The 23042-nt window shown below is 58.5% G+C and carries 20 protein-coding genes; 11 read left to right on the top strand and 9 right to left on the bottom strand.

Features of this window, described 5'->3' with window-relative positions; all coding sequences use genetic code 11:
- The first annotated feature begins 56 nt into the window (after positions 1-56).
- Positions 57-2999: an NACHT N-terminal Helical domain 1-containing protein gene (locus tag E1958_RS14450; RefSeq protein WP_166664664.1), complete on the top strand. Its 2943-nt coding sequence runs from the start codon at positions 57-59 to the stop codon at positions 2997-2999.
- A gap of 644 nt (positions 3000-3643) precedes the next feature.
- Here the strand turns inward: E1958_RS14450 and E1958_RS14445 are convergent.
- The 3 genes from E1958_RS14445 to E1958_RS20950 form a co-directional block, all read right to left on the bottom strand.
- Positions 3644-3778, bottom strand: a complete 135-nt coding sequence (locus E1958_RS14445; RefSeq protein WP_133512488.1) for a type II toxin-antitoxin system prevent-host-death family antitoxin — start codon at positions 3776-3778, stop codon at positions 3644-3646.
- A gap of 331 nt (positions 3779-4109) precedes the next feature.
- The gene (locus E1958_RS20955) at positions 4110-4589 is read right to left on the bottom strand and encodes a Fic family protein (RefSeq protein ID WP_207787769.1); all 480 of its coding nucleotides are present in this window, start codon (positions 4587-4589) and stop codon (positions 4110-4112) included.
- 36 nt (positions 4590-4625) lie between these two features.
- Positions 4626-4877 (bottom strand): hypothetical protein, encoded by a 252-nt coding sequence (locus E1958_RS20950; protein ID WP_207787768.1) that lies wholly within the window; start codon positions 4875-4877, stop codon positions 4626-4628.
- 186 nt (positions 4878-5063) lie between these two features.
- Here E1958_RS20950 and E1958_RS14435 point away from each other — a divergent pair, with 186 nt between their 5' ends.
- The 8 genes from E1958_RS14435 (at position 5064) to E1958_RS14395 (ending at position 12782) form a co-directional block, all read left to right on the top strand.
- Entirely contained in the window at positions 5064-5339 is a 276-nt protein-coding gene (locus E1958_RS14435; protein WP_133512487.1) for a type II toxin-antitoxin system Phd/YefM family antitoxin, read from the top strand.
- Positions 5315-5770, top strand: coding sequence for a PIN domain-containing protein (locus tag E1958_RS14430; RefSeq protein ID WP_133512486.1), 456 nt, complete (start codon positions 5315-5317; stop codon positions 5768-5770). Before E1958_RS14435 ends, E1958_RS14430 begins: the two co-directional genes overlap by 25 nt.
- A 16-nt stretch (positions 5771-5786) precedes the next feature.
- On the top strand, positions 5787-6266 hold the full coding sequence (locus tag E1958_RS14425; protein ID WP_133512485.1) for a DUF29 domain-containing protein: 480 nt from the start codon (positions 5787-5789) through the stop codon (positions 6264-6266).
- Between the two features lie 440 nt (positions 6267-6706).
- Positions 6707-7450, top strand: coding sequence for a MotA/TolQ/ExbB proton channel family protein (locus tag E1958_RS14415; RefSeq protein WP_133512483.1), 744 nt, complete (start codon positions 6707-6709; stop codon positions 7448-7450).
- Positions 7451-7492: 42 nt separating this feature from the next.
- Complete coding sequence (locus E1958_RS14410) at positions 7493-8266, top strand: hypothetical protein (protein WP_133512482.1); 774 nt, start codon at positions 7493-7495, stop codon at positions 8264-8266.
- The gene (locus tag E1958_RS14405; RefSeq protein WP_133512481.1) at positions 8263-9207 is read left to right on the top strand and encodes a hypothetical protein; all 945 of its coding nucleotides are present in this window, start codon (positions 8263-8265) and stop codon (positions 9205-9207) included. Before E1958_RS14410 ends, E1958_RS14405 begins: the two co-directional genes overlap by 4 nt.
- Positions 9208-9373: 166 nt before the next feature.
- Positions 9374-10294: a hypothetical protein gene (locus tag E1958_RS14400; RefSeq protein WP_133512480.1), complete on the top strand. Its 921-nt coding sequence runs from the start codon at positions 9374-9376 to the stop codon at positions 10292-10294.
- Between the two features lie 181 nt (positions 10295-10475).
- Positions 10476-12782 carry a tetratricopeptide repeat protein gene (locus tag E1958_RS14395; protein ID WP_165741936.1) on the top strand — a complete coding sequence of 769 codons (2307 nt, stop codon included), beginning with the start codon at positions 10476-10478 and terminating at the stop codon, positions 12780-12782.
- Between the two features lie 122 nt (positions 12783-12904).
- On the opposite strand, the gene E1958_RS14390 is transcribed toward E1958_RS14395, so the two are convergent.
- Positions 12905-15133 carry an SUMF1/EgtB/PvdO family nonheme iron enzyme gene (locus tag E1958_RS14390; protein WP_133512478.1) on the bottom strand — a complete coding sequence of 743 codons (2229 nt, stop codon included), beginning with the start codon at positions 15131-15133 and terminating at the stop codon, positions 12905-12907.
- A gap of 86 nt (positions 15134-15219) precedes the next feature.
- Positions 15220-15615, bottom strand: a complete 396-nt coding sequence (locus tag E1958_RS14385) for a trypco2 family protein (protein ID WP_133512477.1) — start codon at positions 15613-15615, stop codon at positions 15220-15222.
- Positions 15616-15969: 354 nt separating this feature from the next.
- Between E1958_RS14385 and tnpA the strand changes: the two genes are divergently transcribed.
- Positions 15970-16362 carry an IS200/IS605 family transposase gene (tnpA, locus tag E1958_RS22085; protein WP_207787767.1) on the top strand — a complete coding sequence of 131 codons (393 nt, stop codon included), beginning with the start codon at positions 15970-15972 and terminating at the stop codon, positions 16360-16362.
- Between the two features lie 718 nt (positions 16363-17080).
- Here the strand turns inward: tnpA and E1958_RS14375 are convergent.
- The 3 genes from E1958_RS14375 to E1958_RS14365 form a co-directional block, all read right to left on the bottom strand.
- Positions 17081-17611, bottom strand: coding sequence for a GNAT family N-acetyltransferase (locus E1958_RS14375; RefSeq protein ID WP_133512475.1), 531 nt, complete (start codon positions 17609-17611; stop codon positions 17081-17083).
- Entirely contained in the window at positions 17562-17948 is a 387-nt protein-coding gene (locus tag E1958_RS14370; protein WP_207787766.1) for a type II toxin-antitoxin system TacA family antitoxin, read from the bottom strand. The genes E1958_RS14375 and E1958_RS14370 overlap by 50 nt, the downstream gene beginning before the upstream one ends.
- 138 nt (positions 17949-18086) lie before the next feature.
- Positions 18087-18242: a hypothetical protein gene (locus E1958_RS14365; RefSeq protein ID WP_243448429.1), complete on the bottom strand. Its 156-nt coding sequence runs from the start codon at positions 18240-18242 to the stop codon at positions 18087-18089.
- Between the two features lie 375 nt (positions 18243-18617).
- Here E1958_RS14365 and E1958_RS14360 point away from each other — a divergent pair, with 375 nt between their 5' ends.
- The gene (locus E1958_RS14360) at positions 18618-19232 is read left to right on the top strand and encodes an invasion associated locus B family protein (RefSeq protein WP_165741933.1); all 615 of its coding nucleotides are present in this window, start codon (positions 18618-18620) and stop codon (positions 19230-19232) included.
- Between the two features lie 561 nt (positions 19233-19793).
- Here the strand turns inward: E1958_RS14360 and E1958_RS14355 are convergent.
- A complete protein-coding gene (locus tag E1958_RS14355; protein WP_166664663.1) occupies positions 19794-22787 on the bottom strand; it encodes a CHAT domain-containing protein in 2994 nt (997 codons plus the stop codon).
- Positions 22788-23042: the final 255 nt, after the last annotated feature.

Raw genomic sequence — 23042 nt, 5'->3', positions numbered from 1 at the left:
CCGACGATCAAGTATCCTGTCCCCGGAATTCTCGCCCAGGACCCGCCAGCACCGCCATGAGCCTCCTCGAAACCCTGATTACAGGCATCGGTACCGCCGTCGCCAAAGCGACCCTCAAGCTGTGGCTCAAGGACCAGGAGATCGCCGCTGCCACAGTCGGAGCGGGCGCCGGAGCGCTGAGCGGGCTGCTGCTCAAGAAGATCCCCGATCTGCTCAGACGGAACGACACCGAGACCCTGTTCGACCAGAAGATCCGCGATCTCGCGGGCGACAGCATCCACAAGGTCCTGCTCCAGGAAGCCCGCGGCATCACGGAGGAGCGCTTGGGCCTGATCGCCAACGCGGCTGCCGAGACCCTGGCGCATACCCCCATCGATGCCAAGATACTGGTCGCGCACGACCTCGACGACGGCGATCTCGTCGAGTATTTCCTGAGTCGCACCGGCGCCGATGGCGGCAGCCCGGCACTGGCCGGACGCAGCCCGGACAACCACCTCTTCGCGGCGGCCGAACAGCGGATCTACCGCCGCATCCTCTCCCATGCCTCCCAGCTCATCGTCGATATGGCCTCGCACTTCCCGCGCTTCGAGGAACGCGTGAACGTCGAGCTACTCCAACGCACCGGCAACATGGCGCAGCAGGTCGTCGAGGGCATCAACCGCGTCGTCGTCGACCAAGCGGACGCCTTCGAGGCCGATTACCGCAACGCCTGCGTGCGCAGATACGACCAGCTCGAGCTCTTCGGCGTCGACCTGCAAGAGACCAACAAGCGCTACAACCTCAGCATCGCCTACGTCACCCTCATGGTCGAGCGCCCCCATTTTCGCTCCGGGTCCGGCTCCGAGCAGATCCGCGACTCGGTCCCGGCCGATCAGGCCCTTGCCGCGCACCGGCGGCTGTTCATCCGCGGCCCGGCCGGCTCGGGCAAGACGACCCTGCTGCAATGGTTCGCGGTCTTCGCCGCCGCACGGCGCCTGGACGGCGGCTTGGCGCCCTACAACGAGTGCGTACCCTTCCTGATCAAGCTGCGCCACTTCTCCGAGACCCGGCTCCCCAGGCCCGAGGAGTTTCCACAACAGGCATCCCGCGCCCTCGGCGGTTGCACCCCAGCCAATTGGGTCCACGACAGACTCAATTCCGGCAAGGCGCTGGTCCTGGTCGACGGGCTCGATGAGGCGTCCGCAAGCCAGCGAAAAGAGGTCCGTGCCTGGCTGCGCGATCTGATCGGCGTGTTTCCGAAGGCCCGCTATCTGGTCACATCCCGCCCACATGCCGCCGAGGAGGGCTGGCTCGACGCCGATAAATTCGTCGACGCCGAGCTCCAGGACATGACCCGGAGCGACATCCACGCCTTCATCGCGCATTGGCATCAGGCGGTGGCCCAGGGCATGCCCGACGAAGAAGAGAAGGCCAGGGTCCTGGCGCTGACCGATTCCCTGAAGGCCAAGCTCGGCAAGAATGCCGCCATCCATCGCCTGGCGACCAGTCCCCTGTTGTGCGCCCTGCTGTGCGCGCTGCATCGGCAGCGGGTCAAGAATCTCCCCTCCGACCGCATCCAGCTCTACCGCTCCTGCATCGACATGTTCTTCCGGCGCGACGAAGAGCGGGAGGTCGCTGCGACCGATTACCTGGTCCTTTCGGATCGGCAAAAGGAGAGCCTGCTCCAGGACTTCGCCTGGTGGATGATCCGCAACGGGAAGACCACGGCGACGCCGGAGGAGGCCGTCAACCGATTCGAACGGGCCTACCAACGGCTGCGCGGCGACAAGCCACCGGCAAGGGGTGAAGCCGTCATGCAGCTCTTCCTGCACCGGATCGGCATCATCCGCGAGCTGGCCCACCAAAAGATCGACTTTCCCCACCGTACCTTCCAGGAATACCTGGCCGCCAAGGGGGCGATCGAAGAAGACGACCTGGACCTGCTGGTGCAGCATGCACAGGACGTCCAGTGGCGGGAGGTCGTCATTCTGGCTACGGGCCTGCTGCCGCCGAAGCGCGCCGAATCCCTGCTCCAGGGATTGCTCGCCCGCGGCGATCGCGAGCCAAAAGGCCGGCACGCGCTCTATCTGGTGGCGGTGGCCGGTCTCGAGGTCCTGGTCGCCACCCCGGATGCGGCCTCCAGGATCGAGCAGCAGGTCGGGGAGCGGATCGAACGGATTCTGCCGCCACGGAATCTGAAGGACGCCAGGGAATTGGCGGCCGCCGGCGACCTGGCCGTGCCCTATCTGATCCATCCCCGCCCGATGACGGTCGATCAAGCCGCCGCCAGCGTTCGAACCCTGGCCCTGATCGGTACGGAGCTGGCCTACGATGCCCTTGGCCGCTATCTCGACGATGAGCGCGCCGGCGTGCGGGAGCAGATTGTCGCCTCATACGAGGATACTCACGATCCCAATGCCTATGTCAAAGCCACATTTGCGCGAATGACTGAGATCGACTTATCGTCTGTGCCTAGCCTTTCAGATATCAGTATGCTGGGAACCTGCGTTGACCTCCAATCGCTCGACCTCAGGAAAACGCAGGTGAGCGACCTGAGCCCCTTGGGCGCCTGCTCTAAGCTGCAATCGCTCAACCTCCAGTGGACGCAAGTGAGCGATCTGAGTGCCTTGGGCGCCTGCTCCAATCTGCAATCACTCGATCTCAGGGAAACGCAAGTGAGCGACCTGAGCCCCCTGAGCGCCTGCTCTAATCTGCAATCGCTCAGCCTTAGCGGAACGCAGGTAAGCGACCTGAGCCCCCTGGGCGCCTGCTCCAAGCTGCAATCGCTCAACCTCTGGTGGAGCCAAGTACGCGACCTGAGCGCCTTGGGCACCTGCTCTAATCTGCAATCGCTCGACCTCCAGTTTACGCAAGTGATTAACGTGAACGCCTTGGGCACCTGCTCTAATCTGCAATCACTCAACCTCATGGGAACGAAAGTGACGCGAAAGCAGCGTGCGGATCTCAAGCAGCGTCTCCCAAAACTAACAATCGTTTCTCGACCGGTGGTTCGGCGATGATCTCCATGTCCCTGCCGCACGCCAAAAACCCCTGGCCCCGACCAGACCCCGTCATCCTTGTCCGGTCATGGGGCTGGTCCGGACGCTGCCAGGATAATCGACGGTGGGTAGTGGTTAAGGTTTAAATGGAAACATCGCCACTGGCAGGGGGTTGGGCACGCCACGCGCTGTATTCCTTTTGCCAGTGGGGGAGGGGCGAAGTTCGTAGGTTGGGCAAAGCCGCCAGGGATGGCGGCGCAATGCCATTAAGTTAAGCGTCACCGGCGCCGTTTGTGATTGGTTGATCCCTGTTTTCGTTCGCCCTCTCCCCAACCCCTCTCCCGCCGAGAGAGGGGCTTTGAGGCTTAACTTAATGGCATTGGATGGCGGCGTGCCCAACAAATCGGCGATCAGACAACCACTCAGTAACAAGATCCCTCCTTCGTCGGAACAAGGATTTCTCGCTTCGCTAAGCTCTCTCCCTGCGGTCGAGATGACAAATGACAGCCAGCAAAATTGGATGAAATGGAATAGTAGTCTACTACTCGACCCTCATGGCGGTGACCTATGGACGCAATGCCAAGGACGCGGCGCTCAACGGGCAGACCATCCCGGCCAAGAAGCTGGATGAGTTGGCGGCGAAACAGCGCCGACAGCACCTTCTGCTAAACTAAATCGATAAGCGCGGCTACCGGCTTTCCGCTCTTGGTGATGACGACCGAATCGCCTCGATACCGGATCTCGTTGAGCAACTCATCCAGATTCCGGCGAACTGTCATCGCCGGTGCTTCACGAAGCATGTCAATTGCCTCAAATAATGTAAGGCACTACCCATTTTCCAAGGGAAGGCCCAACGAAGCCGCGCCGGTGGTCTTTTCGCTGTCCAAGCTTTGGGGCTATAGTACGTAGTGGCCATAGTGAAGAGCTGATGTCGGGAAAACAGCGATGACAAGCACCATACGTTAAGAATTTCAACAAAGAGGAAGTGGCGATGGCCGCAAATGCGTTGGTTCAAGCCCAAAGCTACTTTGTGGGGATACCCCAGGGTCTGTCCCTGCTATCCCCGAATCCTTCTTGACACGAACATCGAGGAAGACGTTGATGGAGATCCGGCAGTATGGATCTGGGAGCTTAATCGTTTTCGCCCTCGTGCCAACCCTGAGAGCTCTGCTCCAGGGTCTCGTAATAGCGTTCCTGGTTCTGCTCCACCAACCGCTCCAGGCTCACGAAGCGGCCCACGTCATATCCAAGCCGGTAGCTCTGTAGCAACCATAGCAGGCGCGACACCCGTCCATTGCCATCGCGGAAGGGGTGGATGCACAGAAAATCCAGGTTGAAAGCAGCCAGCGCGATCAAGGGATGCACCCAGGCCTCGTCGAGACAGCGCTGCCAGTCCGCCAGGAGCAATGCCATGTGCTCGGGGGTCTCTGCTGCCGGCACCGTCCGAAAACGCACCCGCTCCCGTCCGTCCGGATAGCGTTCGAGGATGTCGGCGTCCTTCTTCTTGTAGTGCCCGGCATCCCAAATCTCTCCACGGGCTATTGTGTGCAGGCGCATGACCGTGATCTCATCCAGCGGAATCCTCTCCGCTTCCTCGTGAATCCAGGTCAAGGCATCAGATAACCGCGGATCTCCTCCTCGTCCCGATCACGGAACAAGGGGCCTGGGTGCTGCCCATAGCTCGCGCAGCCGCCCCGGCGCCACCGACACCCCTTCGATGCGGTTGGACGAGACCGCGCTCTCGATCAGGGCATGCGCCCGCAGCGCCTCTAATCGCTGGGGCGACTGGCGGGTATACAAGGTCTGCATGCCCCGAAATTTGCCCAGGTCGGCGAGATACCAAGCCGCGGATGGGTGAACAGGTACGGTAGCCGGGGCGAACAGGCGGAGGCTGGTCATATGGAGAGACGGGCTGCTCCGATTTCCCGGAGACCTACTCTTGGGACGCGAGTGAGGTTCTGAATCAGGAGTGGTTCCCGGAATAGGGGTGAGGCTCGCTTTGCCGTGGGGTACCAGACTTTCATGGATTGGGAGTTATCGCTATTCTTATCGTATTTGTAGGACCTCCTACATCAGGTGACCTCAATGCAGCTACAAATATCGGTTCGAGAAGCGAATCAACACCTTTCGCGCTATCTCGCGCACGTCGAACAGGGTGACGAAGTCGTAATCACACGACGCGGAGCCCCGATAGCCAAGCTAGCTGGAATCAGCGAACGGCCCGAGCTGACCCCGGAAAAGGCCGCGGCTCGTGAGCGTCTGCGCACCCGTTTAACCAAGGGCTACCGCTTGGGTGGTATCCGTGTCGCCCGCGACGAGATCCACGAGCGAAATCAATGGCCGCCGAACGCTGGTCTCTAGACACCAATATCCTCGTTTATGCCATCGACTGCGATACCGGTGAAAAACACAGGATTGCCGTCGAACTTCTCGACGCGCTTGCGGAGCGAGACTGTGTTCTTTCCCTTCAGGTGTTGGCTGAGTTCTTCCACGTGGTTACCCGCAAAGGGCATGTCCCTGCCGTCGAGGCAATGGGCATCGTCAACGACTGGTCGATCTTGTTTCCGGTAGTAGCAGCGGAAGGTCGCCACCTGCAGCTGGCGATGGACTGGGTAGGTACAGGCACCTTCTCATTTTGGGATGGCCTACTGTTCGCAACGATCAATGGCGCCAAGGCAACCCGCCTCCTGACCGAGGACATGCAACACGGGTTCGAGAAAGACCGGACGCGGATAATCAACCCCTATAATGCCGAGTTTGGCGGCACTGTCTCGGCCATACTTGAATCTTAGAAACCACTTTTCTGATATGACAAACGCCGTACGTTACGAAGACGACGTGATCGCCTGGGCCGCGGAGCAAGCAAGCCTATTGCGCGCGGGGCAGCTCGACCGGTTGGATAGAGAACATTTGGCCGAGGAGATCGAAGACGTGGGCAAAAGCGAACAGCGGGAGCTGATCAGTCGCATGGCGCGATTGCTGGCGCACCTCCTCAAGTGGCAGCAGCAACCGGGACGCCGAGGCGCAAGCTGGCAAATCACCATCCGCAACCAGCGTCGCGGTATCGCTCGCCGGTTGAAGGAAACGCCAAGTCTGCGTCCCAAGCTCGCCGAGTCCGACTGGTGGGCAGGCGTGTGGGACGACGCCACGGCGCAAGCGGCCGAAGAAACCGGCCTTTCCGATTTTCCGGACATCTGCCCTTGGGACGCGAACGAGGTCCTGAATCAGGAGTGGTTACCGGAACCCGAGCTGCACCGGTTTCCTGATGAAGATGCAAGCGTGCGGTAGGGATGCGGGTGATTTACGTGATAGACGATTTCTCGCTCGTCCTTTAGAGGCTGTCTAAAAACTAACCTATTGATTTTAAATCGGTAGGCTGGGGTGAGGAACGAACCCCAGCGTTGGTTATTGCTGGGTTTTGGCCATCCCTGGCCGCAACCCAGCCTACGGCCTACGGTCCTTTTTTAGACAGCCTCTTAGCGTTAACTGAGCCGGACCCCTTTCCCCCATTCCCATTGCTCACCAAACCGAGGCAGATCGCAGGAGAAGAAGTACGAGAATATGGGCACCCGAGAAAGCAGCGCTGAATTCTGATAGGCCTTGTCGCGCTAAAGCCATGATTTATCGAGCCGTAAGGCTTAACTCAGTGCCATTCCGGTATACACAGTTTAATTAATATCCCTACATGGTTTGGTTTCCTGGCAGTCTTTTACCAGGAAGGAGGTAAAATGTCTCATAGTGTTGAGCGATTTCTTATCCCGCTGTATGCCCTTGCGGCGACACTCGTGGTTTTTGGGTCTCTTTCCATATTTTCGGTAGATGCAAGAATTGCCGAGGATTTCTTTCTCCGCGCATGGTACATCCAAGGCCCCAACACTTTTCTGTTCTTTTTTGCGTTGATCCTGATGGCAAAACGTCTTCATGTCCTGTCCTGGGAACATCGGTCGCTGCAGAAAGAAGTCAGCTTTCCGCCTGACCTTGCGGAGAATCCAAAAAAGTATATTGCTGATAAGCTAGTGGCTCCTGATCAGTGGATCGCCGTTGAGCGTTTGACCACCATCCTCTCCGCTGCGGGTAGCCATAGTGATCTATTTGGATTGGCCCGCGAACTCTCCCGGCGAGATGCGGAACGACTGGAACGCTCCCTCTCGGTGGTCACTAGCATCCGTACTGTCATACCCGTCATCGGATTCCTGGGTACCGTAATCGGATTGTCCCTGGGACTCCTTCATTTTCCCGACGCATCATCGAGCCTTGATGTACTGCAGGGTGCTCTGAATGAGTTCGCGAAGAACCTGAGTATCGCCTTTAATACTACTCTTCTTGCGTTGGTATACATGATTATCCTGATTCTGTTTATTGCTATGGTGCGCCAACTGGAGACGCGGCTGTTGACGCTCCTGGAGCAAAAGACCGAATCTCTGATACAGACGCTGACGGGGAATACGGCTGTGGGCGAAGGAGAAGACTGAGCCGCCGTCCATCGTCGATAGGTGCTCTGTAATAAAGGCGCTATGGATAACAATGAAGGCATAGGAATCGAACTGCTGCTCCTCTTGCTATGCGTCGTAGGCGTAGTAACGTTCCTGGTGTTGGGACTAGCCTGGACAACCATGCTGAGCGAATCGCAGCTCTATGAGAAAGAGACGAGGAACCTGCAAGATGTGAAGCAACGCATCGGCGACAAGAACGACGAGATCATCACTCAGAAACGTTTGCTTGCCGAATTCCTAAGGGATGCGGAGTCGGGATCGGAAATGCAGCAGCTCTACGAGGAGCGTGACCGGCTTCGAGGCGAGGGGAAAAAGCTTGGGGAGAAATACGATAAGCTCGTGGAATCCCTGGTACAGCTCGTTGAAGAGATAGAGTCGTACAGGTCTTCGATGGGTGGTGCCAATCAAAGATTGGAGATACGAGATCTCAAGACCTTGTTGAGAGAGCTACGCGCCGAGCGGAGGAAAAAGAAAACCGAGGTTGCCGAGCTCGAGAATCGGGTGCGTTTTGGAGTACCGGGCGAGGCGAGCGATTTCGTCCATGTCGAGGTCCGATCGAAGGAGTACCGAGTCCTGCCGGGCGATGATTGGCGGACAATTTCCTCGGCTACGGATGCGCGCGACTGGGCGCGGCTGCGACAGAGGCCTGTGATGCTCTGGTTGCGCCCAAGCGCGGTCGAGTACTACTACGAGCTACATCTATATTTAATCCAGGCTTGGGGATTGGATGTGCATTTGGAACCGCTCCCTAAGGATGTGGACCTGGAGGAATTACTGGGGGATTTGGAACCATGAGTGATAACCAGGGTGCGCTCGATGTCTTGCAGGACCCTTTGTTGACGCTACTCGCCTTGATTATCTTTGGGACATTGCCAGTCATTATTCCGGGAACCTTCAGTCCGCCGGATCGGATGAGCTTCAGGGAGCTGGAGGCGGAGCTGAGAAACCAGAGGGGTGTTTTGCAAGAAGCCGAAGAAAAGCTTCAAGGATGGAGGCGGGAGCGGCGCAAGAAGGAATTCTCAAGTGCATCTCAGAGCGAGAATGATGAGAAAGAGGCACGAGTGGCCGTTGAGAGAGAGATCGATACCCTGCTGATCCGCATTGACGAACTGCGTGAGCGTTACCGGTTGCGTGAAAACTATAGAAATGAGCTGAAGCGTGAGCTGGTCGCAAGGCGTATCGAAAGCGAGAAGAGGCGCGTTAGGACAGATTCCAACCGGCAAGTATTGGAATCACTTCAGGGGGAGATTACAGAGGAGAGACGGAAACTTGCCGTACTGGATGAGCGCATTGAGCAGCTCTCTGCAAAGGATCGGCAGGGGGGCGTCTCCGGGTACGAGACCGTTCGCCCGAAAACTCTAGTCAACTTCGAGGCCGATGGAAGGAAGATCTACCAGGTCAATAAGAACAATTACGAGCCGTTACTCGTAGGATCGCAGCAAGATTATATACTAGCACGCAATATCTTCGCAGTGGGCTGCAACACCGATGAGCTCTATCAGCCAGCCGGCTGTGATTTCCAATCATCCTTGTTGCGCGTACGTTCGAGGGAGACCACAGTAATCTTCTTCGTAGTCCGAGAGGATAGTTACGATGTCTTTCTCGCAGCAAGAGTTATCGCGGAGGGTTTGGGCTTTGCCGTTGGTTGGATACCTCTGGCCAAGAAGGATCTAATAATGTCCTCTGCCGAGCCTTCCGGGGGTCTCCCAACGGTTCGTGTCCGGCACCTGAAGTAAGGTACAACTATGAAATATGGATCTGGAGACAAACGGAAGACGATGCGTAAGGGGTAGAGACGTGGGATTCCCAAAAATGAGAGGACGGGACGGCGGGACTTCCGGCACGCGGAAAAGCTGGCTTGGAATACCGCAAGACACAGTTCAGCGGGAGGAGAGGGGCTTCTTGATCAAGGTTACCCTCGGGATTGTCCTGTGGACGCTTGTAATGATCCTTGGCTCCCAGTCCGTTTTCGATGCCCCGCTTGACACCTCTGCACCGCTGTCTCCTAAACCGGTGGCACAGCCGCCGTGTCCTCCAGAGAGTGTACAGGGCGATGAGGATCTTCGGATTCAGGTCGAGGAGCTGAGACAGGCGTTGACCAAGGCGGAAGAGGAGCTTGCCAAAGAAAGTGTGGCACGGGAGCGCAAGGAAGATGAATTGCTGACTGTGCGACAAAGCTTGGAGGAACTGACCGCTGAACATGATCGGCTAAAGCGTGATCTCAATACTCAGACTAAGGCATTGGAGGTCGAGAGGGGTGAACGCCGACTCGCTGAGACTGAGCGAGAACGGATGGAAGGGTATGTCGAAGACCTGGACCGGAAAATGGAGCAATCGGAGCAAACCATTGATCGTCTGCAACCTGAGAATGAAGATCTCCACCGGCAGCTTGCCTCCCAGGAGAAGCAAAACAAAAGGTTGGAAAGACAGTTGAGGGAACTCAAGGGGCTGAAAGAGCAGTTGAGGGAACTCGAGGGACAGTGCCACCAACCCCCCAGTGCATCGGCGTGCGAGTCCGCTGCAAGGACTGTGCGCAGCTATCTGGAGAAGGTCAATGCCCGTCTGGTGGATGAGGCCATATCTCATTGGGTTGAGAATAGGCGGTCACAGACTTTGCGTAAAACGATTAGCACCGCGGGGAGCTATTCCGACATTCGCGTACGTCTGCGAAGCTGTGACAAGGCAAGCGGAGTGGCAGTCGTCTTTGCTCGCTTCAGAGGCCATCTCGATGGCGAAACGACGGAATACGCTATGAATTGGCAACTGGTTCGCAGAGGGCAAAACTGGCGTATCCTGACGCAAGAACTAAGTCCAAGTAGATGATTCGGATCTTGGAGGTGAACCGATGGGACACATTCATCCATTCGGTCTTATAGGCAAATCGAGGTTGAGCAATACGCTCTTGCCGGTCTTATTCGTTGGCTTTCTCGGGGGCTTTTTTCCCCCGTCTGCTGCGGCACAATCAAACGAGACGCGGCAGGAGATTCTGGTGCGAGGATATCTCATGCGTGCACAGGAGTGGAGAAGTAAGAAGGACCTTGAAAAGACCCGCGCTGACTTGAAATCCGCACTGAAACTGGACCCCAATCGCATAGAGGCCCTGCTTTTGCTCGGGGAGATCGCCCAGCATAGCAAATCGGACAAGGAGGCACTGAACTACTATCGACGCGTGCTGGAAACGGACCCCGAGGATGGGCAAGTACCCTATCGCATATGGGAGCTATTGAAGCCCGAAGGGCGTAGGGCCATGAGCAGGGAAGGGTATGAGGAATCAAAAAGAGAGTTTCGGACTCTCATGGATCTTTATCCGAAGAATAGGTACATCCGTTTCTATACAGCGAAGGCGGAGATTGGCATGGGAAACCGCAACGAAGCAGAAAATCTTCTCGTCGGTCTAATCAAGGCCGATCCGGGCCTGGTTGCGGCGCACAATTTGCTCTTGCACGAGGTCTTTGAAAACGATCCAAACCGGGTCTATGCTACCTATAGCAGGCTAATCGATGAGCTGCCGGATTCCTCTCAGGTGCATACCGCGTTTGCGTTCTCCTGTACGCATGGGAATCAGCAGGATGCCGAATGTGCGATAGAACACCACCGTATCGCGACCCGGCTCGATGATCAGAATGGAAGATTTCGCGTCAACCTGGCCGGGGCGCTGGCGGAGGCGGGCCGTCATGAGGAAGCGATCGACGAATATCGTAGGGCGCGCAAATTGACGTCTGACGCCGAGGGCCGATTGCAGATCGGCTTCGCACTCGGTCAGTCTCTGGCCGAGGTTGGACGCCACAAGGAAGCGATCGAGTCCTTGCGGGAGGCAGAGCGCTATAATTTAATGATTAGGCCCAATGAGGACCCAGCCATTATGCTGGCACTGGCGAGGTCCTACTTCAACATAAGAGAGTTCGAACTGGCGCAGGCCTATTATCAGCTCTTCGATTCGCGGTTTGGGGGCCCTCCGCAACCGGCGTATTATCCCTATTACGTCCAAATGGGGAAGGCATATGAGCAGAGGGGTGCGTATCCTTCTGCGCTGATCGCCTTCGAAAAGGCGGAGAGTTCGATCCATTCCGAAGAGGATCCGCGCAAGCACATCGCTCGGTTTCTCGTGGGGGAATCTCTGTACCGGGAGAAACGCTTGGCAGAGAGCCGGCAGAAACTGAAGGCCGCGGGACTCGGTACCGAACGGGTGAGTTCCGAGTCCATTGAGGCTTTGAGCGATGAAGATCGGAACGTTTTCAAGGAGGTAGCGTTCCGTGCATCCCTCTTGTTCGGGGAAGTGACCGGTGCAATCGGTCATACGGACGAGGCCCTGGAGGCCGTGGAAAGGGCGGCACGGCGAGCCGACTCGGATACTGAACGCCTGCTCGTGGAGCGTACCCGTGGCCGGATACTCCTTGACCGCAATGATTCAAGCTCTGCGATTCAGGCACTTGAACACTTCCGAAATGCAATCAACATCGATCCGGACAACGCCTCGACCAAGGCCGACGAGTCCCGTGCCTTGATGCAGCTTGGGCGGTACGAGGAAGCTCGCAAGATCCTCGATGACTTGAAGGCGATGGAGGAGCGGGAACGCCCGAAGCTCGGGCAAGCAGATTTGCAACGCCTGCTCGCACAGGTCGATGTCGCCGAAGCTAGGCAATCGGCAAGCAACGGAGTGCAGGGCACGGAGGCCTTGCTGGCTAAGGCACGGGATCGCTTGAGGCAGATCCCGGATAATCCGGAGGTACTGGATGTACGCAAGGACATCCAGGATGTGGAGGCCGAGCTGCATGCGCAACGCCTAGAGGGAGAAACGGAGCTATTAAAGACCCTTTTGTACCTCCTGATGTTCTTGGTGGTGAGCATCATCCTCATCGGCGTCTATAAGGTGTACTTCATGCCGCGACTACGCAACGCCAAGCTCAGAGAGAGAATCTTGGCGCTCGAGGAGCAGATGCGAGAGTTCATTCGCAGGGTCAAGGGGGTACCGGGAAGCTTGACGTTCGAGCAATTGCTCGGAGAGCTGAAGCACAGCCCCATCGATGCACGCTACGGGGAATTGATCGCCGAGCGCATGACCTCCAGAAAAGCGAGAGGTAGGGACATCCTGTCGAATATCGATCTCGGAGACCTGGAGGGAATCCTGTTAGACGTGCTGCGGGATGACTTCTGCGGGGCCTTGGAGGCCCGTAACGCACCTAGCGACCTCAAGATCAACCTACGTTATCTCCTTGCCTGCAAGAACATGATGGCCTGGTCTACCCTTGGAGCGGCAGACGCAGATCTCATCGACGCAAAGCTGGAAGAAGCGACCAAAGTTTTCGCATAGTCGAGTAAAGCGCCAACCAGCACCAATGGGAGTAGTTTGGTGCCGCATCAGGTGTGCGCTATGCTATGGGCAATGCGAAAAACCCCTAACTGGAGGGTTGCGGCAACCCCCGTGTAAAAGGGTTAAGAGTGCAAAGGGCCAGTCCTCGAGAGGCGGAAACCGAGATCGTTGTTACAGTACGACGGCCCGTTCCTGTGGCGGTACGCCGAACGGCAGCCGCTGGCGTCGCTGACCCAGGAGCCGCCGCGGACAACTCGGGTAGAACCCGACTCCGGACCATGCGGGTCCTGCTCGAAATCAGCTGAGTAGTCTGCGAACCAGTCCCCACACCACTCCCAGACGTTGCCATGCATGTCATACAAGCCCCAGGCGTTGGCACATCTCTCTCCGACCGGCCGGGTTCTGTCGCCCGCGTTGCGAACATACGAGGCATAGTCGCCGAGTTGTCCTTCATCGTCGCCGAAGCAGTAGGTCGTCTCGCTGCCCGCACGACAGGCGTATTCCCACTGTGCCTCGGATAACAGCCCGTAGGTTTGTCCGGTCTGCTTGCTGAGCCAGTTGCAGTAAGCCTTGGCATCATCCCAGGTAAGACACACGACGGGGTGCTTGTCGTCCTGGTCGATGTACGGATTGCGCCAATTGGCATCTTGTTTGGGCTCATAACCATCCTTGTCCCTCACCCAAGTACCCCCTTCTTGCTCCGCCCTGGTGCGGTAGCCGGTCGCCTCGGCGAAATCGCGAAATTCACCGGCTGTGACTGGATACTTGCCGACCGCATAGGGGCCGAGTGTCACTGCGTGGGGTAACTGTTCTCTATCGTTGTCGACAATTTGCGTACTGCCCATCCGGAAGGTACCGCCGGGAAGCCAGATCATTTCCGGACCAGTGTGCATACCATCTGTGAAGGTATCCCAAAACGAGGTAGGCCTGTTGCCATGAGAAACTACAATCTTAGAGTTATCCGAATCCGATCTCGGCTCGGGCTTCTGACCAGTAACTGCACCAATGGCGGTAGTGGGAGCGGGTGCTTGGGCTTGGATGGGCGGATCGGCGCATTGGCCCTGGGGTATCAATACGGGACCATCATTGGTGCTGGCCGTTGTGGACAGCTCGGTTGTATCGAGCAGCAACAGCTGCCTGCCGTCCCCTTGCCGCGCGCGCAGGTAGAGCACGGGCCGATACCATTCGTCCGGATGGGGCTCGGTCATGTCCTGTTGCACCTGGTGCAGGGCTTCCACGAGCGGTAGTCCGTGGCCTAGCGCCTGGTAAAGCAACCGGGCAAATTCCTCGGCCACCTTTGTCGCCAGCGGAAAGGGGGTGGCAATGACGGCCGGGACGACATCCATCAGCTGCTGGGCCATGCCGTTGAAGACATCCTCGCCGCCGCGGCCGGCAGCGGACTTGCAGGCGTTCAGCACCACCAAACGCACGTCTGCCCATTTGAGCGCATTTCGCAGGCCAGCAATGCCAACCCAGTCTACTTTTCCTGTGTTGGGATCGGTGAAGGCAAGAAAGCCTGTAGGCTCACCATGGCGGTAGAAACCGCATTCCGCGTCGCCGCAGGGATTGCCTTCGCGGGCATGGGAGACCCCGCGGCATTGCTCGCAACGCCAGCCGAACTCGCCATGGCCGGCAAAGTGGACGATGACGGGCTGGTCCCCATGTGCCCGCAGGGCGCCTTGCAGCGCCCGGTATCCGGCAGGCTCGACGGGCTCGATTGCGACACGGGTAGCGAGTGGTGTGCCTTTCAATCCGGCGATGATCTCGTCGCGCTCACGCAGATGCAAATGTGGCAGGTCGTCGTCGGCAGGGTCGCTCTGCAGGACCAGAACGCGCAACCGCTCGGCCGGTGCCGGCAGGCCAGGGATGGCACCGTAGAGAATGTAGCGACCGATGTGGATATCACCCCTGGTCAGGCGATGCTCGTGCAGCAGTTCCCAGGGCAGGCGTAGCAGCGCGAGGTCTCGTTCCGGACGTAGCTCCAGGCGCAGGTACAGGACAGGATATTTGTCGGGGTCGGCGGTACGCAGGGCTGCAAAGTGTTGATCGATCTCCCCGGCCAGAGGGTCGAGCAACATTTTGGCAAGCCATCGGCGGACTTGAATGCGCAGTTGCTCGCGGTGGATGTCATGCCCGCTTAGGATGACGTCTGTGGGTTGGTCGCGCGGTGGGCGCAGTAACTCCATGGCATTTAGCTGTGCGATTTCGTCTGCACTGAAGGTGCGCTTAAGATCATTGCCACCGTTCAGGTCGAGCGCCCTTTCAAACAAGCCCAACTCGTCGGCGCTAAAGGGCAGCGGCGTCGGGTCCCGCTCGACCTCGCCGATGACTTCGGAACTGGCTCGTAGCATCAACACCCACTTCTGCGGGTTCAGTTCCAGAGCAATACGAAGCTCGGCTGCGTCCAATTGTCACTCCAACTCGGATAACATTCGGCTCAGACGGCATTTGGGGATTCACCTCGGGCGCCACGTATAAGGATCTCGGCGGCGTTATGCTCGACTTCATACCGACTCGTGGGATCGAGATGTCCCAGGGATTCGTCCTTTGTCAACAATGGGGAGAGCTTGATCGTGACGGTTTGGGTCAGCTGACTGCCTAATGCGGTTTTGATGTCGAGGCCAGCATCGGCCCTGAGACCAAGCACCGCGAGGTTGATCCCCGTACTCGCCTTACCCCCCTTAGCTCTATCCCGCCTCGCAACGACCTGGGCGGTAACCTCAATCCCATCGATGAAAAAGGCTGGATTGTCGCTCACGGCGTTGGTCAGCAGGTCGGTCTTGATCTGCTCGATCAACTCGGCCAGTGAGATCAGTTCCACCTGATCACTCATGGGTCTTTCTCCTCAGTCGTTCGGCGATGAATGGGTGCGGGTTCAACATCGAAGTATAACCTAAATCTTGCAAGTGCCTCTCCTACTGATGGCTAAGGTACTGAATTTTAGACTTTTTCAACCCAATTTTGATTCACTGCAGAACAACTACGCCTCCGTCAAAATCTGGTAAAAAAACGCCGATCTCCAGCACCTTAGCCCTCCTCGCCACAGATGTACCTGCAAGATTTAGGTATAACTCACAACCGGTAAGCCACCGCCTTTGGCGGTGGACTCATTGAGGCTCTGCCGTTCCGGCGTGCATTGAGGTGTAGTAGATGACCTCCTTCCAATCAGCCAAACCGGAAGGAGGTCATGATGCGAGATTGGCAACGCCAGTCCCACGTGAAATGGTACTGCAAGTACCACGTTGTGTTTGTTCCAAAGTACCGTCGCCGTGGGATCTCCGGGAGTCTGCGGAGACCGATCGGGGGGATTCTGCGCGACCTGTGTCAGCAACCAGGGGTCGAGATGGTGGAAGGGCATGCGATGCCCGACCACATTCACCTGTGCTTGAGCATCCCGCCGAAGTACAGCGTGGCCAACACGATCGGTTTTCTGAACTGGAAGTCAGCGATCAGAATTCACCGGGAGTGTCTTGGACAGAAACGGAACTTCACCAGGTTACATTTTTGGGCAAAGGGATACTGCGTGAGCGCGGTCGGTCTCGACGAACAGATTAAGAGACTGTCTAAAAAGAGACCGTAGGCCGTAGGCTGGGTTGCGGCCAGGGATGGCCAAAACCCAGCAATAACCACAGCTGGGGTTCGTTCCTCACCCCGGCCTACCGATTTAAAATCAATAGGTTAGTTTTTAGACAGCCTCTAAGGGTCTTAGCCCCTTTCATTGGACAACCGGCCTCCTCTGGGGGCCTTCATCAAACCACCCCCTCTGGGAGTGGTAGCTGATTTTGGCAGGCGATCAAGCCGATGGCTTGTGTCGTGCCCTGTCCAATCCGCCCGACTCGCTTCTTCAGGCCAAGCGCTTGTTTCGGCAGAGATTGTCATTCGGGGACCCTGGCCCAGGCGAGATGTTTGTCACCGTTCTTGGTGTTGCCACGACTCTTGCGTTCGCCGTTGCTTTCAGAACCTCGGCTGCAGATGCGTATCCTGTCCCCGTATCTCGGGGTAATGCACGACTGAGATTTCCACCGCACCGGGCAGGAAGGCCCCACGTCAAGCCGCCGCCCGTCGGGCTGGATTCCGCCGACGGGGACGGCCTTTGTCGTCATGGGCCGGCGGTCCGTAGTTTTGTAGCAGTGCAAGCCACGTATGAAGTACGTCAGTACCCACGGCCTCCTCGTAGATCTGCTGGTCGCCTGGCATTAGGATTTCTGGTTTGATCGCTCGTACAAAACCGAAGCCGTTGGCACCGATCGGGCTCGCCAGAGATCGAATGGGGGTGTGCTCTTCCGAGTTGCGCGCCGTCACTTGCGGGACCACATCGGCAAACAGAGTATCAGCGGCTGATCCTCACAGAGTCTAAACCCGAAGGCTTGGTAGAACCGCGAGGCTCGGTCGCGCTTGGCGTCCACGATGATGCCGGCGCTGCCAACAGCCTGAGCCGCGCCCTTTGCGCGATTCACGGCATCGGCCAACAGCAGTCGCCCCAACCCCTGACCCTGCATATCGATCCGGGTCGCCAAACGACCCAGCCGCGTGACAGGGATCCGGCGTGGATATCGTTTCACTACACCGGCAGGGAGATCGCCGATCGAGACATGGGCCGAAGCCATGGCATAGAAGCCGAGAATGCTGTCGGCACCGACACCTTCATAGCCGGCATTGCGGAATGCCGCAACTGATTGGTCATCGTTTGGAACCGCGACGAAGGAGCGCGAGATTCCCTTACGCTGGTGTTGTAAGGCGATTTGCCTCAACCACTTATCGAGTGCCTCGATGCCGCAGTCAAACGCGTTTCTGTCGTGGTCTCCAGTCAAGGGTTCCAGTCTGATCATCGCGTCGCGTCAGGTAGTCTTCGAGGGCCGCCGTCAATTCGTCGTTCGGCGGCGGGGGGGCGTCGAGCGCGCGCAGGAATGCTTCCGCGTCGCGTGCGGATAGCCGGATGACGCGCTCCTGTTCAATGACGCGTTCGGCCTCGCGCAACGCCGTCTGTACGATGAACTGGTTCATGGTGGCACCCACGATGCCTGCAGCCATCTCCAGGGTTTCCCGGACCTGGATCGGAACGCGTGCCGTGATGCGCCCACGATCGGCGGATACGGAAGTCAATGGGAATGCCTCTTCGGACGGATCGGATAACAGGGCCAGACTCGAATCGACCCTTTCGATCATCCCCGACATATTCCTCCAGGATCTCCGCGGTGACGAGCCAATCGAGTCCGGGTTGAGCGACATACCACAGCAGCACCTGCTCGGGCAACCGGTCGCGAATCGCGGCGGACACCAGCACGCTGGTGTCGACCCCGATCCTCAGCGACCGTTCCAATAGGCGTCGATCTCCTTGATGATATCCTCATCAGTGATCGATCGGGACTGAGGCAAGCCCTGGATGTGCTTGAAAAGTGCGCGCCAGCTTTCCACCTCTCCGGTCTCGGGGCTCTGATCAACGACCAGTACCTCGACCATAGCCCCGTGCGAAACGGAAGCTGCTCCAGGACGACTCGACCGGACGGTTCCACTTCGACAGTTCCCGAAGGAGTCGGTTGCGTTTAAACAGCAGCCGAAATTAGAGTCGAAACAGCTTAAAAAACCACCGGGCGCAGATTATTCCACACTGCTACACTGCCGGCGACCGGCGACCGGCGACCGGCGACCGGCGACCGGAAGCTGGAAGCAACGGTGATTGAGGCTTTACCCTGTACGCTTTTGCGGTTCAAATACTCAGGGACCGGGGGCTGGTCGAGGACCACCTTCTGTCTCCCGAGATGGATGGACAAACGACACTCGCGGAGGTCGCCCACAGCGCGGCCGGCGAGTTTCCCAAGATTTGGTAGCTACGAGATGATGACCCGAAAATTTGTAAGTATGGCTCTTTTGCTATCACTGACCTGGCCCCTGGCCGGCGCCGGCGAAGAGATGGCTCAACCACAACCGGCCGACGCAGAGGCTAAACCACAACCAGCCAACGCAGAGGCCCAACCACAATCGGCCGACACAGAGGCCCAACCACAGCCGCCCAAGGTAGAGGCTCATGGGGACTGGGCGTTGCAATGTCCGGAAGGTGCTCCTTGTTTCCTCATACAACGGGTTTTTCTCAAGGAGAATAAAGAAGAACCGCTGATAAGTGTTGTCTTGCAGTTTTCAGGTAAGCCGTCGCGCCTGCTGATCGCAATACGAACTCCTTTGGAAGTCATGCTCATGCCGGGGATCGAGTTCGGCGTGGACGAGGTAAAATCCAACACCCACCCCTTCCATCATTGCCGATCCGAGGGTTGTCTGGCCATCTTCCCCATATCGAAGAAACTCCGAAAAAACCTTAAGTTAGGGAAGCAGGCAAACATCGGCTACGGCCTTACCAACGGCAAGAAATACAGCATCCCAGTGTCTTTAACAGGGATAACCGCAGGCTTACAAGCGCTGGAAGATGCGGCGAAAGGTGCGAAGAACAGCAAGTAGGCTACCGGCTGCCAGCCGCCGGCTACCGGTCGTTAGCTGTTGCAGGAGTGCTGGCCCCCACACTCCAGCCCAATGCCATTATTAAGGCACGGTCTGGGTTATTTGTCGCGCAACCCTAATCGGACAGGATTTACAGGATTACACAGGATTCTTGCATTTTAGATACAAGTTCTTGTTAATCCTGGAAATCCTGTACTATTCCTCGATAAATTCGATTTGCGTCCATTCTGCATTCATTTGCGGATCAAAATCCCCTGAATGCGAACAAACCAAATCTCGTGTTCTGGTGGTGGTTAATATTTAAATGATTTGTTGGGCACGCCGCCGTCCAAAGATGCGGTTCGCGGCCTGCCCCTTGTCTGTTGTGCCTAGCCATCCCTGAGGTGGTAGATAGGCCGGGCACAGGCAGACATTCCTGAGGCGGTAGGCAGGCGCTCACCACATCCTGCCGGCTTTGCCCAACCTACGAGCTTCGCCCCGCTCCCGCCGGGAGAGGGGCTTTGAGGCTTAACTTGATGATATTGGGGTACGGCGAGGGACATAAGCACCAAGCACTCCACATCAGCCACCGTGACCGACCAGGGTAAAACCCGCCCACGCCTTGGGGTGGGAAAAGCTACCGGTTTTAATGATACCGAGCTGGCTTTCGCGCAATGCGTTTGCGATGTCCTGCCCACCGCGGGAGAGCCTCTCGAAGGTACGCACCAAGAGCTCGAGCGTGGTTAGTGAGGGGACCTCCCAGTGGCTGACGAGTAGGTTTCTGGCCCCCGCGAAAAAGAAGTTGCGCGCCAGGCCGGAAAGTGCCTCACCGCTGCTTTCTTTGCCGCCACCACCGGTATCACAGGCGGACAGCACGACCAGATCCGCATCCATCTCGAGCTCCGCTGCCACTTCACTTGCCAGCAGCAGACCGGCGGCGGAAGATCCCGAGCCCGCACTCGGGGTCGTGAGCAAAGCGGCATCGGGCAGACATTCCAGCTTACTCGGCAGCAACCCGTGAGTGGCAAAGGAGATATAGCGATAATCGGTCAGATCGCGCCGGCGTACCTCAGGCACCGTAAAGGCACCTTGTAGAACGACGTCCCGGGGGCCTGCACCCAGGGCGCCGGCGCTCTCCTTCAATTCGACCGCAGTACCAGGTAAGCGCGCAAAATCCGCGATCAAGGACGCCTGCCTGCGACAGGTCGATGTCCGCGGCATATCCACTGCCGACATCAAGGTCGCTGTCCTGCCTCCGGGCACCGGATCACCGAAGCCCACAAAGGGTTTGGGTGCCTTGGACGGGGGCGTGTCGCGCAGGCTCACGAAAGATTGCACGGCCGGAGACACGGTCAAGGCATGGCGTGCGACCATCCATGGGACCGCAGAGTAGTCCAAGCCCTCCACCACCGGCGGCACGTCCGTCACCAGCATGGCGAAAGGCAAGCTGAGCAGAGCTCCCGTTGGAATGGTGATGAGGTGGTGCTTGGTGCGGACTGCGCGCTCGACCGGTCCGAACAAATGCCGATACAGGGCATAGGCCCGGTCGATCGGATAGGCCGGTATTTCGTCGGCTTCCACCGGCCGTCTCAGCGCGCGCACGAAGCGCCGGACCGCGGCGCGCGACAGCCCGATGTCGTAGACCTGGATGCCGTCCCGATCGACCAGAAATCCGACCCCACCGTCGGCACCGATGAGAATATGTGCCAAGGCCTCGTCTGCGCGGAGCCGTTGCCGTACCTCCGAGGCGGGAATGGGCTTGAACAGGACCAACTGATTGTAGCCGGGAGAGGCCGTTTGAACCTCAAGCTCGAGCGCCCCGATCCGAGCGCTGATCTCATCCCAGCGACGCTTGAGCCGCTCGCGAGCTGCGCCTGAGCTGGCGTCCAGATCCTGGCGAATCCGCTCGCGTCGCGCCTGGGCATCCTGCATCTGTCTGAGCAGAGTACTGACCTTGGTGCTCCCGGACTCGAGCCGGGCGTAGACCTGAGCGATCTGCTGGGTCACCAAAGGGCTCGTCACCAATTGAGCCGCTTCGAACAATTCGTCGGCGAGCCGTCCACCGCCGAGTCCTCCAAGGTGCCTTATGCCGATTTGGAAGTATGGGAGCACATCGTCCAGGTCTACATTGCCGCCTTGTTCGCCGATAATCTCGAAGCCTTCCCGAAACGCGCTCAATGCCCGACGCTCATGGCCCCGCCGGGCATGCACCCGACCCAGCGCCAAGAAGGCCATCCCCCCGGCGCGGGTGCTACCGATCAGGGCCCGCTCGGAGGCAACGGCGGAGTTGAGCAGGCGCTGAGCGGCGGCCAGATCGCCGCGCGCTTCCGCAATCTGGGCACCGAGCACGTCGATCTCCACGACCCAATCCCGCGGTGCCTCGAAATCGGCATCGAAGAGCGCCCGTGCTTGCCGGAATGCCGCCTCCGCAGCATCCAGTCGCCCTTGCAGCAGTAGGGCCTTGCCCTTTACATAGGCCGGCTTGATCGCGTTGCCGCGGGCCGAGGCGGGTCCGCCACGGATCAATGACAAGCCGAAGGTCCCAATGAGTAACCCACTGTCGGCAGTGAATTCGCGCCCACTATCCAGATCGTGCCGAACGCTCGAGGGGACATAGCCTTGGAGCTGGAACAGCTCCTTCGCGCGTTCCGCCTCCACGGTCGCTTCGCGGTTCCGGCGCTGATTGGCCAAATGCATCGAGCGGTAGGCATCGAGACGGGCCCGTTCGATGGCCGGGGAAGCGGCGTCCACGAGCGTCGCCTCCGCGCGCTCGAACATGGCACCGGCGGCCTCGAACTTCTCCTGATTGCTCAGCTCGAGAGCCAGATGCATGCTCAGGAATGCGACCAGCTCCGGCCGCCGCTTCTCGGCCTGCAACAGGGCCTTGCGATACTGCCGCTCGGCGAGTGCATATTGGCCGCGTTGATTGTAATACCGGCCCAAGCGCAGCAATCCTTTGTACTGGGTCACATCGCCGACGTCGAAATTGGCGCTCGCGATCAGCCCTTCCAGACGCCGCATCTCTGCGGACAACCCCCTGGGACCGGCGTCACTCCAAACGCGACCGCTGACCACGCCGATGCCCTGCTCCAGCGGTCGGAATGCCCCGGGAATCCCATCACCGAGGTAGATACGTTCACCGATCCGGGCCACCACCGCCTGATAGGGCCAGTTTCCCGAGTATAGCCTACAGTCCAGGGCCAGTGCCTCGACCCCATCCAGGATGGACGTGGGACGCGCCGCGCCGCACCGGGCAAACTGATCCAAACGCAACCGCCACCAGCCCTCCGATATCAAGGATCGGGGGGAATTCGAGCCGGCATCGACGACGAACACCGAACCGCTCGGCTGATCCCAGCTCCCGCATTGGAGGCTGAAATAGCCGGCACCGGCCGCCGCGATCTTCGAGGGTGCGGACCGCCCATACAAGGTGCAGGGGTCCTTTCCCTGGTTGGTCCCGACCTCGAACTGGCTACCGGCAGCATCAGGGATGTCCACGGGCGAGGCACATCCCAGCACAAGACAAGCCGTTACCAGGAGCGCCAGGGCCCCGGTCAATCGTGTATCCAAATCCATAGGTATCGCTCGCACGCCGCCAGGTGGTGTTGACATTTAGTGTCATTTCGAGCGCAGTGAGAAATCTTGTGCTCAACCAACACCATGACTTCGTATGGAAGATCTCTCCCTTCGGTCGAGATGACAAGCCGTACTGTGGCTCGTTCCCATGCTCCAGCGTGGGAATGCCGTTATGGCCGCTCCAGCGGCCGAGATCCCTCGCTCCGCTCGAGAGAAGGTTCATGACGCTGGAGCGTCAAGATCCCTCCTCCGTCG

Source organism: Candidatus Thiosymbion oneisti, from assembly GCF_004359955.1.
Classification (GTDB): domain Bacteria; phylum Pseudomonadota; class Gammaproteobacteria; order Chromatiales; family Chromatiaceae; genus Thiosymbion; species Thiosymbion oneisti.
This window is presented reverse-complemented; position numbering and strand designations above follow the sequence as displayed.